Consider the following 13,678-nt stretch of genomic DNA (forward strand, 5'->3'; position numbering starts at 1 on the left):
CCCGACTACCCGAGCCGGCTCCGCCGGCGACGACTTACGGCCACCGTTGTGATGAGCGCCGCACCGAGCGCGACGAGCGCACCCGCGACCAGGCTCCAACGTGCCGGGTCGACGTCGGTACCGGTGTAGGCCAGGCCGTTCCAGTTCCCTGGGTTGGCTGGTGCCTTACCTGCGTCAGATGCGGGGCGAGCGAGGACGCGGAACGCTGCAGTCACGGCAGCCTGCGAGGTTGCGCCGAGCGCTTCGACCTCGTGGGCGCCGGGAGTGGTCGCAGCAGGGACGGTGAACGTCCCGGAGACGACGCCGTCGGCGTTCGCGGTCGTGGTGCCGAGTGCGACCGACTTGCTGTGCAGCGTCAGGCTGACCCGCTCGCCGGCGGCGAACCCGCTGCCGGTGAAGCCGACCACGGTGCCCTCGGTCCCGGAGGAGGCCAGGAGGTGGAACTCGGGCGACCAGTGCCCGTGGCCGCTGCCGCTGCCGCTGCCGCTGCCGCCACCGTGCCCGCTGCCGTTGCCGCCGCCGTTGCCGGGCGTCACGACCTGGAACGTCGCGCTCGCCACGGTCGCGGACGTCGCTCCGAGCGCGGACACCGCGTGGTTGCCCGGCTTCCTGGGGGCCTTCACGTCGAAGCCCAGCGCTCCGGCGCGGTCGGCCGTGACCGTGACGCGGACGGCCGAGCCGTCCAGACGCACCGCGACTGACTCGCCGGGCGCGAACCCGGTCCCGGTGACGTGCACCGCGCCTCCCGGCCGGACACCCGACCCCGCGGAGGTCGTGAGGGTCGTGTGCCAGACCGGCGCTGCCGCGATCTCGACCCGGGTGCGCACGCTGGCGCTCCCGGTGCCGTCGTCGACCGTCACCGTCGCCGTGCCGGACACGGCCGCGGTGTAGGTGTGCTTCCCGGTGACGGTCGCCGTGCCGTCCGCGACCGTAACGGTCGCGGCCTCGAGCGGCGTGCCGTCGCCCCAGTTGACCGTGGCGGTCGTCGTCCCGGAGGCGATCGCGCCGCCGGTGGCGGTGGCGAGCGTCCCGGACACCGGCGTCCCGGCGGTGCCCGTCAGGGTCGGACCGGCCGTCGCCGCGAGCGGGACCACGGGCACGCGGGTGCCGTTTGTCGCGATCGCGAAGACGTGGATGCGTCCCGTCGAGGTCGGTGAGCCGGTCTGTACGGGCAGGGTGATCGAGACGGCCCGCTTGCCGTCCGGCACCGTGAAGACGGGCGTCGCGAAGATGCCGGCCTTGGTGGTGTCGGACCCGTTGACGCCCACGGTCCGGTGGTCGCTCGTCGCGACGAGCGTGTCACCGAACTGCGGAGCGGCGATCGAGGCGGTCCAGTCGCCGAACGCGATCGGGAAGTCGGCGGTCGTGCCGTCCGAGTAGGTGATCGTGCCGACGGTCTGCTGACCGCGTTCGTTCGCGGTGCCGATCACGGACAGCTCTGTGACGCCGGTGCCGGTCGGGACCGGGACGGTCTGGCCGTTGCCGGTCGCGTTGTCCGGGTCACCGGGTGCGACGGCGGGCAGGTCGAAGGTCAGGTCGGTGCCCGTCACCGCGTTCGTCGCGCCCTGCACGAACCCGTCGGCGGCGAGTGCGGATAGTGAGAAGCCGCGGCTCTCGAAGTCGCAGTTCCCCGCCTGGCCAGGGTCACCCAGGCAGACGTTGTCGTAGGCACCCTGGAGGCTCGGTGCGGTCCGCGAGACCGCCACCGGGACGTCGGTGCTCACCATCTGCGTGCCGGACCGGACGACGACGTGCACCGTGTGCGCACCGGCCGTGTCGAACACGTGCTCGCCGGGGACCTCCCATGCGCCGAGCGCCGACTTCGTCGGCGTCACCGTCTGGGGACCCTTGCCGTCCTGCCAGTCGACCGTGACGGTGTAGTCGGACGCACGCGTCCCTGCGCCGGTGATCGCGGCGACGTTGCCCGTGAAGGGCTCGTCGACCTGGGCGGTGAGGCCCGGCGTCGGGTTGACCGACAGCGTGCTGGTCGACGCCGCGCTGTCCGCGAGTAGTTCGAGCTCGCCGAGGCTCGGTGCCTTCCCGGTGTCGGTCCCGGTCACCGTCAGCCGGTACCAGGACAGCGCCGCGGGGTGCGCGACCGTGAACGGCCGGGTCTGTAGGGCGGCGGTGAAGCCGGCCTTCGCGACCGTCGAGAGCGGCACCCAGGTGGTGCCGTCGCTGGAGCCCTCGAGCTTCCAGGACATCGGCCGGGTCCCACTCGCCGCCGTGGTGAGGGTGTACTGGTCGACCGTGACGGGGCCCTGCGCCGACTTCCAGGTGATCGCCGGGGTGGCGGACCCGAAGGTCGTCGCGGTGAGGGACTCGTCGTCGGTCAGGGCGCCGATTGCAGTGCCGTCGTCACTCGTGGTCTCGCCGTACCCGGAGGTGGTGGCGTCGACGAGCGGCTTCGGTGCCACGGCCGGGGTGTCCAGACCGTCCGCACCCTGCGTCTTCCCGTTGCCCCATGTGGAGGCCTTCGCACCCATCGTGAAGTCGAGCGACCCGCCCTTCGCGATGTCCGCCTGGGATACGACGGCCCGGTCGAGCGGCTTGCCGTCGAGCGAGGCGGACTGCACGTACACGTTGCTGGCGCTGTTGCCCGCCGCGTCGATGTGCAGGTCGCCACCGTCGAGGTGCACCGTCGCGTGGCTGAAGAGCGGCGAACCGATCGTGTACTGCCCGGAGCCCTGGGCGAGCGGGTAGAGGCCGAGCGCGGAGTACACGAACCACGACGACATCTCGCCGTTGTCCTCGTCACCGGTGTAGCCCTGCCCGATGTCGCTGCCGACGAACAGGCGACGCATGCTCTCCCGCACGATCTGCTGCGTGAGCGACGGGTCGCCGGCGGCCGCGGCCACGTAGGGGATGTGGTGCGAGACCTGGTTGCTCATGCCGAGCTGGCCGATGCGGACCGACCGTGCCTCGAGCATCTCGTGGATCTGGCCGCCGTAGGAGCCGACGTTCTCGGCGGTCTCCGGCGTGGCGTAGAACTGCTTGAGCTTGGCGATGAGCTGGTCGTCGCCGCCGTACAGGCCCGCGAGGCCCTGCACGTCGAACGGTGCGTGGAACGCGAAGTTCCAGCCGTCGGTCTCGGTGAAGGCGCCGCCCCACTCGGCGGGGTCGAAGTCCTTCGCCGCGACCTGGAAGTCACCGTCGGCGTCGCGACCCTGGAAGAACCCCGCGTCCTGGTCGAAGAGGTTGACGTAGTCCTTCGACCGGTCGGCGAGGTACGCGGCATCGGTCTCCAGCTCGGCGACGCGGTCGGCCGGGGTGGCCGGGTCGGTCGCGAGCTTCTCGGCCATCTTCGCGAGACCGGCGTCGTTGATCGTGCCCTCGAGTCCCCACGAGACGCTCTCGCCGAGGGAGTCGGGGACGTACCCGAGGAACGCGGACTGGTCGAGCGCCTTGCGTCCGGCGCCGGAGACGTCGGTCGACACCGTGGTGGCGTTCTTGAAGCCGGCGTCGAAGGCCTCGAGCGCGGTCGCCGTGTCCACGGCACCGTCGACGTAGGCGTTCGCGAACGCCACGTCCGAGCTCGTCCCGGTCATGAGGTCGGCGTAGCCCGGCGACGACCAGCGCGGCGTCCACCCGCCGTCCCGGTACTGCTGCACGAACCCGTCGACGAGATCCTGCGCGACCTTCGGGTAGAGCATCGAGTACAGCGGCCACACCGTGCGGTACGTATCCCAGAAGCCGTTGTTGACGTAGACCTTGCCGTCCTTAACGACCGCGTTCGTGGTCGTGTCGGTCGCGGCGCCGGTCGGTGCGACGTTCGGGCTCGCGTGCCGGTACACCGGCGAGCTGCCGGTACCGGTGTTTTCGAACTGCGAGTTCGGGTAGAGGTTCATCCGGTAAAGCGACCCGTACAGCGCCTGCAGCTGCGAGTCGCTCGCTGCGGACTGCGGCACGGTGACGACGCCGAGGCGGTCGTTCCACTGCGATGCTGCGGTGTGCTGCACCTGGTTGAAGGACTTGCCGGTGAGTTCGAGGTCTGCGTTGTGCTTCGCCTGGGCGAGCGAGATGAACGATGTCGACAGCCGGAGCTCGACGACGTGGTCCCCGGTGAGTCCGGAGAACGACGCGTAGCGGGCGCTCGAGCGATCACCGGCGGCGGTGCCGGTAGCGTTCGGCGTGTGGTCGAAGGTGCCGGAGAAGAACATCCGGGTGGCACCAGTCGACAAACCCGAGCCGCCCTGTGTCCAGCCGCTGACCGCGCCGTCGGGGTTCACCGTGATCGAGGTCTTCTCGTCCGAGCTGACGTTGTCGAACACGACGCTGCCGCTGTCCTTCGGGAAGGCGAACCGGAGGACCGCACCGTGGTCCGACGGGGTCACCTCGGCGACGAGACCCGACTGGGTCTTCACCGAGTAGAGGTCCGGTCGGGCAACCTCGTCGTTGTGGTCGAACGCGAGCGCACGGGCGCTGAGGGACGCGTCCGGAGTCGTCCCCGAGGTGGAGGGCATGATCGCGAGCTGGTTGCGGTCCCCCATCCACGGGCTTGGCTCGTGGGAGACGCCGATACCCTGGAGCTGGGGCAGGTTCGCGCCGTCGTTATCGGACTGCCAGGAGTACTCCCACGACTCGCTCGACGCGTCCGTCATGGGCGTCCAGAAGTTGAACCCGTTCGGGACCGCTGCCGCGGGGATGTTGTTGCCCCGCGAGAACCCACCGGACGAGTTGGTGCCCCGACGGGTGTCGACGTAGTTCGTCAGGCTCGCTCCGTCGATGCGCTCGGCCGCCGGGTCGATGCGGATGTCGTCCACCCAACCCTGGAACTTCGTGGAGGCGCTCGTTCCGGCTGCGTCGTCGTCGTAGGTGAAGAGCACCTTCGTGACGGTCTTGCCGGCGAGCGCGCCGAGCGGGATCCGGACGGAGTTCCACTGGTCGACGAAGAAGACCTTGCCGTCCCCGAGGGCCTTTGCGGAAACGCGGTTGCCGTTCTCGTCCGTGACCTGCGGGTCGGCCGACACGAGAGACCCGTCGGAGAGCTCCAGATCGACCGCGGCGTAGGTGGCCGGGTAGGTGGTGTCGCCGCCGAGCTCCGGGAAGAGCTTGTAGCTCAGCTCGGTGTCAGTTGTGACCGGAAGCGAGAGATCCTGGTAGAGCACGTTGGTCGCACTTGCCTCACCGGCGCTGACGTGGGCGCCGGAGTACCGGAGTGCCTTCGTACCGCTGAAACCGACAGTGGACCGGATGTTGAGGCCGGAGACTGGGCCGTTGCCGACCTGGGTCACCATCGGACTGGGCGGTGGGGGCGTGGTCGAGCCGTCCGAGATGCTCCAGTCGGCGAGCTGGGTCAGGTCGTCGCCACTGTTCTGGGTGATGCTGAGGCGGTACTGGGAGTACGCGCCGGGTGTCGCCGCGGCGTAGTCGTTCGTCACGCCGCGGCCGCTGAACGACTGGGCAGACTGCGTGTCAACGGTGGTCCACGTCGAGCCGTCGTTCGACCCGGCGAGCGTCCAGCCCTTCGGGTCGCGTCCTGCGGAGTCGTTGGCACTGGTGAGTGAGTACTTCGCCAGCGTTTCGGTGTGGTCGAGCTGGTAGGTGATGACGCCGGTGCTCTGGAACGCGAGCCACTTCGAGCCAGCGTTACCGTCCGCGAGGTTCGCGGCGACCTCGTTCGGCGCGTTCTCCGCGTCGGCGGTCACGTTCGTGACATGGCCAAGGAGGCTCCCCACCGGGAGCGTCGACCCGGTCACCGTCGTCGACGGGGTGAGCGGGGTGTTCGCGAGCGGCTGCGCGTCACCGCTCTCGAACGAGGTCGAAAACAGTCCGGACGCAGCGTGCGCCGACACCGCAGGGAGGAGTGCACCGGAAGAGGCGATCGCCGCTCCGACCACGATGGCCGCGACGCGGGTACCGACCCCGCCGAACACGCCCCTGATCTCATGCATGGTCCGGCCGCGCCGGAAACCGTATGACGACATCGTCACCTTTCATGGGTTGGAAGAGGTGACGCCGCGCGCACCATGACAGCGCTGTCACACCGGATGTTTCTATCGGTTCCGTAAGAGATCTGTCAACAGCCGTTCCCAGAGCGGACATCCGTACGATGACGAACGTGAACAATCCGCGTCCCACCTTGCAGGCGGTTGCCGAACGCTCTGGCGTCAGCATGAAGACCGTCTCCCGCGTCGTCAACGGGGAACGCTACGTCGCTGCTGACACCGCGGCTCGCGTGCTCGAGGCAGCGGCCGAACTCGGCTTCCGTCCGAACGCACTCGCCCGGGAGTTCCGCGCGGGTGCCCGGTCGGCCACCATCGGGCTGGTGACCGGGGATGTGGCGAACCCCTTTTACTCGCGGATCGCCAGAGGCGCCGAACGCGCCCTCCGCCTTCCCGGCTACAGCTTGCTCTCCGCGTCGAACGACGAAGACGCCGAACGCGAGCGGACCCTCGTCGCGCAACTCGTCGAACGGCGAGTCAGCGGCCTGCTCGTCGTCTCCGCCGACGATGACCACGACCTGCTCGACACCGAACGCCGGCTCGGCACGCCAGTCGTGTTCCTAGACCGCTCTCCCGCTGACCTCGACGCCGACACCGTCGTCCTCGACAACGCCGACGGCATGCGTCAGGCCGTCACACACCTCCTCGAACGCGGGCACCGACGAATCGGCTTGATCGGCGACCTGAGCCGGCTCTCCACCCACCACGAGCGCGTCGATTCATTCGGAACCGCGATGACCGCGGCTGGCATCGATGGTTGGAAGCGATGGGTCCGAAGTGACTCCCATGACCTCGAGGAGGCCTCTCGCGCCGCCCGCGACCTGCTCGACGGCCCGGAGCCGCCGTCCGCGATCGTGACGACGAACAACCGGATCACGACGGGAGCGTTGCGAGCCCTCGTGACGCGGGTCGACCGACCGGCGCTCGTCGGCTTCGATGACTTCGAACTTGCAGACGTCCTGGGAGTGACCGTCATCGCGCACGAGCCTGACATCATGGGCAAGGTCGGAGCCGAGGAACTGCTCGCGAGGATCGGCGGTGACGATTCTCCACCCCGACATCACACACTCCCGGTCCGGCTCATCCCACGAAGCTCGAGCACGTGGAAACACGGTTAGCTCGGTCCGCGCAATATCCGGAGGCACCGAAGGGCGGCCACACTGCCGCTATTGCCCACGGGCACCAGAGCGCACGCGGACGGGGTGCTGGACACCATCCGCTGAGAAGAGAACCGACGATGTACCGAAGCATGCAAGTGTCCGACCTCCCCGAACTTCTGCGACAAGAACGGGCGTACATGGAGGAAATCGAGCCTGAGAGTCTGGGCCCCTGGACCGCTGCGCTAGATCGCAACCTGGCATTGTGGATCGAATCTCTCCCCACGAGCGGTGTCATCGTCGACAACAGCGGGGCAATCGCCGGAATCGCGCTCTGGAACCTGCAGCCGGCCGTCGCAACACTCATCACCATCCACGTAGCTGCCGCGCGGAGGCGGACGGGCATCGGCGGGCAACTCCTAGAAGCGTTCGTTGAGGCGGCGGGATACTCGGGCGCGAAACGCGCAGCCCTCGGTGTCCACGAGGCCAATCACGGAGCTGCGCGACTGTACCTGGCCCACGGATTCCACGAGGTTGGCGCGGACGGCAACTATCGCTTATTCGAGAAGGATCTTCGCCTCACTGCCTGACCCGATCGGGGACTAGCACGCTGCCGGCCGCCGTCGAGCGTCGTCGCTTTGCTCTCAGCTCCGATCAGAACCCCCGCTCAGTCGGGACTTCGCCCGGCGGTGATGCTCCTGACCGCCCACAAGATCCAAGGACGCGGCGAGCAGAACGCGCATCACCGCGAGCGGACCGATTCGAGCAGCGTCCTCTCAGTTCGAGGACGGGCACGGCTTCGCACCTGGACGTGACACCGCCGATCCCGCTGCACAGCCTCTCGGGCAAGCACGGCGCGGGAGGTCATCGGCGCGAAAGCATGCTGAGCGCGGCGAGTAGCTCTCGCGGATGAGTGGCGGCATCGGTGATTTCGAGTTGCGCCAGGATGATCTTCCGGTCACGGACGACCAGAGTGCTCCGCTTGTAGAGTTCGATTCCTTCGTAGTCGAATGTCGGAAGCGTGAGCGACCGTCCGAGGCTCACTCCTGGGTCGGACAGCAATGGGTAGGACAGGTGCAAGCGTTCAGCCGCTTCGCGCTGATACGAGGTGTCTTGCGTTGAAAGGCCATAGATCGACAGTCCGAGCAGCGAGAACTCCGCCGCGAGGTCGCGGAACTCGCACGACTCAGCCGTGCATCCCTTTGCTCCCGCAATGAGTGCCCAGTCGGCGTTCTCGGGATGGTCGGGCTGCCCTGTGCGCGGGTAGACGAACAACACGAAATCGCTGCGCGAATCGTGCGCGAGGCCGACGGTGGTGCCATCCGTCGCCGGGAACACAAGGTTTGGCAGTGCCCGTCCGACGAGACGCTGCCCGGACTGGTTGATCGACTCGTCCACTCCGCCATCCTGGCACCACCGGACTCCAGCCGTCTCGTCGTCGCCACGCATCTCGATCGGACTCCCGGCTTGTCGGGTGACACGGTCGGATCGACGCTCCGAAGCGCTCGGAGCACCCTCGGCAGCCCGGCGCCTGATCCTCTCCGACAGCCGCTCCCTGATGCTGGCCGCTCATCGAACCTTTCTGGACGGGGAACGACGGGATGGGGTTGACATCATCGGCGTGCACACGGCACTCTGACAGCGCTGTCAGAGAGTGATCGTGTCGGTCGCTTCCCCGTCGCAGCCAAGCCACAGATCGAACGGAGTTGTTCGTTATGTCAGATTCATCACCGGAAGAGGCCGACAGTCCCTCGCGGCGTGGCCTATCCCGTCGGACCGTAGTTCAGTCGGGTGCAGCGCTCCTTGCAGCCGTGGCCATCACCGCCGCGTCCCCACAGCGTGCGAGTGCGGCTCTGTCCCAACTTGTGGGCTCCCCCTCCCCGTCGGACCTTGCCCTGTACCGTCCGACGTCGGCTTCCACGACCGACTACGCCCCGACTCCGGCGAACTTCGCCGTCGACGGATTCGTCGAAACGGGCGTTCGTGGGTCGGGTTGGCGCGCCGCAACCGGTTCCGGAGAAGGTCAGTGGATCGCCGTGGATCTCCAGGGCGTCTGCAGCATCGAACGCGTACGTCTCACCTTCGAAGCGGCGCTCACTGATCCGGCATTCAACGGCAACTACGGGGAGACGTACGGCAACGAAGTCCTCTCGAGTGCCGCTACCGCATTCTCGCTGCAGGTCTCTTCCGACGGTCACTCCTGGCAGGATGCGTACGCCACAACGACCGGGCCGGGCGGCGTGGTCGACGTCCGCCTGCCCAAGACAGTGAAAGCCCGCTGGATCCGAATGGTGGAAACCGCCCGATCCAACACCAACCCTGTCGGACTGAACGGGTTCGAGGTCTACGGCGTGCCGCAAGGGCACCGTCCGGCCGCCACGGGGTGGACCGACTGGAGCGATGAGCGTCTACCAGCGCCGGCACTCGCGGTCGCCTCTGATGGAACGGTGCCCATCGACACCGGCTGGGAGCTCACCGCTGACTCCTACGTGGGAACAAGTGACGGCAAAGTCGTCTCGACTCCAGGGTCATTGCAGCACATCCAGTGGCTGCCAGCTGTTGTGCCGGGAACCGTCCACGGCGCCCTCGTCGCAGAGGGCAAGCTCCCTGACCCCGTCGGCGGATTCGCGAACCTCCACGCTCCCGAAGCGCTCTCACGACACGACTGGTGGTACCGGCGCGACTTCACCATTCCGCGTGGACTCAACACCGGCCCGAGGCGTCACGTGTGGTTGGAGCTCGATGGGATCACCCAGACGGCTGACGTTTTCGTCAACGGCCAATCTGTCGGTTCGGTTGCGAACCCATTCGTGCGCGGCCACTTCGATATCGCCCCCTTCCTCAGCAGCGGAACTGGTCACGGCCATCAGCCGGGAGCGCAGACCCTCGCCGTTCGGACCCGGCCCATGGCGCATCCAGGTGTCCCCGGTGACAAGAGCAGCAACGGCAACACCTTCCTGCAGGGTGGCCACCTCTTCTTGGACTCCCCCACCTACCTTGCGTCCTCTGGTTGGGACTGGATGCCGGCAGTGCGCGATCGCGGCACGGGCATCTGGAATCACGTCCGGCTGCGAAGCACCGGGCACGCAGTCATTGGCGACGCGCACGTCGTGACGAAACTGCCGAACCTGCCGGCCCTCGACGTCGCCGAACTCACCATCACGGTGCCTGTCCGTAACGCTGGCAAGACCAGCATCAGCACGCGGGTGTCGATCAGTTTCGACTCTGTGAACGCAAGCCAAACCATCACGGTGCCGGCCAACACTGAACTCGACGTGGTCTTCTCCCCGACGAACACGCCCGCGCTACGACTGCGTCGACCGCGCCTCTGGTGGCCGAACGGTTACGGCGACCCCACATTGCATGCGCTGACCATCACGACGGCGATCGGCGGGGCGACAAGCGATAAGCGCACCACGCAGTTCGGCATCCGTCAGTTCGACTACGCGTCAAACCAACCCATCGTCGTGCCGCAGGCGACGACGCCGACCTTCATCGTCGCGCAAGGCAGCGACCAGCCTGGTCAGGTCGTCACGTTCCCGCGTCAAACCGCACGCTACGTCCGCCTCAAGCTTGACACTCGGGCGACCCAATACGGCTTCTCCATCTGGCGGTTCGCCGTCCTCGACTCGAAAAACTCTGCCGGCAGCGACCTCGCCCAAGGACACGCCGCGTCCGCGTCGTCGACGGGGGAATCATGGGGCACCGCCGACAAAGCAGTGGACGGTGACGCATCAACCCGCTGGGCGTCCGAATACGCCGACGACCAATGGCTCGAAGTCGACCTGGGATCCAACGTCAGCTTCGACACCGTCCAGGTCGCCTGGGAGAACGCCTACGCTGCACGCTACGAGGTGCAAACCTCAGACGATGGGAAGACCTGGGACACTGCGCAGGCCGTCGACAACACCGGAGCATACGGCGACTCCTTCGTGCAGACGGAGACCTTCGCCAGCCAAACCGCACGCTTCGTTCGCATCCAGGGCGGGAAACGGGTCAGCAGCTACGGAATCTCAATGTGGCGCCTGTCTGTCTATAACGAAGACGACCCCACCGACCTCGCTCTCAGCGCGTCTGCAACCTCCTCGAGCGACGACGGGAACCCCGCCTCGAACGCCGTCGATGGAAACCCTCGGACGCGGTGGTCCTCCGGGTACCAGGACAACCAATGGATTCAGGTCGACCTCGGCGCTCCGCGGCAGTTCTCGAGCATCGCCATCGACTGGGAGCTCGCCTACGCCCGCGACTACACGATCCAAGTGTCGGACGACGGGACGACGTGGCGCACTGCACTCAGTGTCGATAACCGCATCACTCAACTGACGCTGAGCGTCAACGGGGTCCGCGTGTTCTGCCGCGGCGGGAACTGGGGCTACGACGAGCTCCTGCGTCGAGTTGACGCGGGCGTCTCGAACGGCCGCCTCGAGAACACGGTCCGGATGCATCGGGACATGAACTTCACGATGATCCGCAACTGGCTCGGCTCGTCGGACCGTGACGAACTGTACGCATTGTGCGACCAGTACGGACTTCTCATGTGGAACGACTTCTGGGAAGCAGGCCAGTTCCCGGACGACATCCCCGGGTACGTCGACACCGTGGTGGAAACCATCCGCCGCTACCGCATCCATCCATCCATCGTGGTGTGGTGCGGCGCGAACGAGGAAGAACCCCCCGGACACATCGACGCAGGGATGGCGAAAGCAGTCGCCGACCATGAGCCCGACACGATCTACATCCCTAACAGTGCCGGCGGCATCGCCAGCGGCCACGGCCCCTACCGGTGGGTCGAGCCAAGCAACTATTACGACAAGACCACATATGACACTGGCACCTTCGGGTTCCACACCGAGATTGGGATGCCCGTTCTCCCGGTGACCGAGACGATGAGGAACCTCGTCGGCGACGAGCGGGGGTGGCCGATCGGCGAGGTGTGGAATTACCACGACTGGTCAGAGACAGCGAACCAGCAAACCGCCGGCTACAAGGCCGCTATCGAGGACCGTCTCGGTACCGCCGAGAGCCTCGACCAGCTGGCGACTCGTGCGCAGTTCGTCAACTACGAGAACCACCGTGCGATGTTCGAAGCGTGGAACGCGAACCTTTGGAACGACGCAACAGCGCTCCTGCTGTGGATGTCCCACCCGGCCTGGTATAGCACCGTCTGGCAAACGTACGACTACGATCTCGACGTCAACGGCGCCTACTACGGCGCCCGCGCTGGCTGCGAACCGCTGCACGTGCAAGCCAGTCCCACCGACTGGCAGATCGTAGCGGTGAACCACACCACCACCGCACGCAAGGGGGTTACAGTCCGCGCCGACGTCTACGATCTGAACGGTCGCCGTCTCGGCGAGCGTCGGGAAGTGCACATCGACATGGGGGCCTCTTCCACCACACGTGCATTCGTCGTGGAGGTACCCGCCCATGCGCCCGCTCTGCACCTCGTTCGCCTGACGATGTCTGACCACACCGGGACGCTGTCGACGAACACGTACTGGCGCTATCAGCAGCCAAACGACATGCGACTGTTGACGACCGGGCCGAAGACCCGTCTCGGTCTCACCGGTCACAGCATTCGCCCGGAGGGCGGCCGGCGCTCCACGTCGGTCACGGTATCGAACCGTGGTGGCACGGTTGCAGCCATGACCCGCCTGTCGGTCCGCACTCGTCGCGGTGAACGCGTCCTGCCGGCGACCTACTCGGATAACTACTTCTGGCTGTTGCCCGGCGAGAGCCGTGAAGTCGCCGTGCAATATCCGGCAGCCTCCGGGAACGTCTCGTTCAGGGCGGAGGCGTACAACGCGCCGGCCGTGACAGCCTAACTAGTCGGTGGGGCAGGACACCGCGCTCTGCTCCACCGACTTCGCGGTGCTACCGCCTTTCAGCCGCGCACACCGCAGCAACCGCTGCGGACACCCGCTGGTGCCGTGGCACCCGGCATGGTTAAAAGCAGCGTTCAGAGCCGCATCAGAAGCCGCGTCTGCTCCACGTGCCGATGACGATGAATCCACGGCACCGTGATCGAACAATCAGGTCAGGGGAGGTCCGAATCAAGCGCGCGGCGTTCGGCCTTGATCGTCGTATGGAGAATGTTGTACAACTCCAGCAGCTGCGCGTTCTCCATTCGAAGCAGCTCAGCGATGCGCCCGGGGATCGTCTCGGCCTGATCGAGGAGGTCCATTCCGGCTTCGGTCACGGTGATGTCGAGTTGGCGGGGGTCGTTGCTGTTCGGACGGCGATCAATCAAGCCCAGCGCTTCGAGCCGCTTGACCAGAGGGGAGAGTGTGGCGGGTGTCAGCTGCAGGGCTTCCCCGAGATCCTTGATCGTCCTCGGGTTCCGCTCCCAGAGGGCCAGCATCGCGAGGTATTGCGGATGCGTGATCCCGAGCGGTTCCAGCAGCGGCTGGTAGAGAGCGATCATGCCGCGTGAGGCCAGCACCAGTGCAAAGCAGACCTGATTCTCCAGCCGAAGGACCTCAGACCGGTCGGTGCTTACCACTGTCGTTCTCCGATCGTCGGGGTCGTGTGAGCCGGCCTCACCCTGCCACGATTAGTGCACGAAGCCTGTGTTAGGGTACGAATCATTCCGGTCCGAACGCGGCTGCACTGCGTCTGCGCGACCGCCCGGGCTGA

The 13,678-nt window shown here is 66.9% G+C and carries 6 protein-coding genes; 3 read left to right on the forward strand and 3 right to left on the reverse strand.

Annotated features, from left to right (window positions below):
- Nucleotides 1-5 precede the first annotated feature (5 nt).
- The gene (locus EDF27_RS02680; protein WP_165931329.1) at nt 6-5,894 is read right to left on the reverse strand and encodes a GH92 family glycosyl hydrolase; all 5,889 of its coding nucleotides are present in this window, start codon (nt 5,892-5,894) and stop codon (nt 6-8) included.
- Nucleotides 5,895-6,052: 158 nt separating this feature from the next.
- Between EDF27_RS02680 and EDF27_RS02685 the strand changes: the two genes are divergently transcribed.
- Both EDF27_RS02685 and EDF27_RS02690 read left to right on the forward strand, forming a co-directional pair.
- Nucleotides 6,053-7,063, forward strand: a complete 1,011-nt coding sequence (locus EDF27_RS02685) for a LacI family DNA-binding transcriptional regulator (protein WP_132047176.1) — start codon at nt 6,053-6,055, stop codon at nt 7,061-7,063.
- Nucleotides 7,064-7,200: 137 nt separating this feature from the next.
- Nucleotides 7,201-7,632, forward strand: a complete 432-nt coding sequence (locus EDF27_RS02690) for a GNAT family N-acetyltransferase (RefSeq protein WP_165931330.1) — start codon at nt 7,201-7,203, stop codon at nt 7,630-7,632.
- A 274-nt stretch (nt 7,633-7,906) separates the two neighbouring features.
- Here EDF27_RS02690 and EDF27_RS02695 read toward each other — a convergent pair whose 3' ends face one another.
- Nucleotides 7,907-8,440 (reverse strand): peroxiredoxin, encoded by a 534-nt coding sequence (locus tag EDF27_RS02695; RefSeq protein WP_165931331.1) that lies wholly within the window; start codon nt 8,438-8,440, stop codon nt 7,907-7,909.
- Between the two features lie 317 nt (nt 8,441-8,757).
- Between EDF27_RS02695 and EDF27_RS02700 the strand changes: the two genes are divergently transcribed.
- Entirely contained in the window at nt 8,758-12,867 is a 4,110-nt protein-coding gene (locus EDF27_RS02700; RefSeq protein WP_132047182.1) for a discoidin domain-containing protein, read from the forward strand.
- A gap of 212 nt (nt 12,868-13,079) precedes the next feature.
- Here the strand turns inward: EDF27_RS02700 and EDF27_RS02705 are convergent, their stop codons facing one another.
- Complete coding sequence (locus tag EDF27_RS02705; RefSeq protein WP_243698177.1) at nt 13,080-13,544, reverse strand: MarR family transcriptional regulator; 465 nt, start codon at nt 13,542-13,544, stop codon at nt 13,080-13,082.
- Nucleotides 13,545-13,678: the final 134 nt, after the last annotated feature.

The sequence above is a fragment of the Curtobacterium sp. PhB136 genome (assembly GCF_004346855.1).
In the GTDB taxonomy this organism is placed as follows: Bacteria; Actinomycetota; Actinomycetes; order Actinomycetales; family Microbacteriaceae; genus Curtobacterium.

Bases quoted from the DNA above. Each gene is read 5' to 3' on its own strand.
- EDF27_RS02700 (WP_132047182.1), top strand. From the start codon at position 8,758: ATGTCAGATTCATCACCGGAAGAGGCCGACAGTCCCTCGCGGCGTGGC.
- EDF27_RS02680 (WP_165931329.1), bottom strand. From the start codon at position 5,894: ATGCATGAGATCAGGGGCGTGTTCGGCGGGGTCGGTACCCGCGTCGCG.
- EDF27_RS02685 (WP_132047176.1), top strand. From the start codon at position 6,053: ATGACGAACGTGAACAATCCGCGTCCCACCTTGCAGGCGGTTGCCGAA.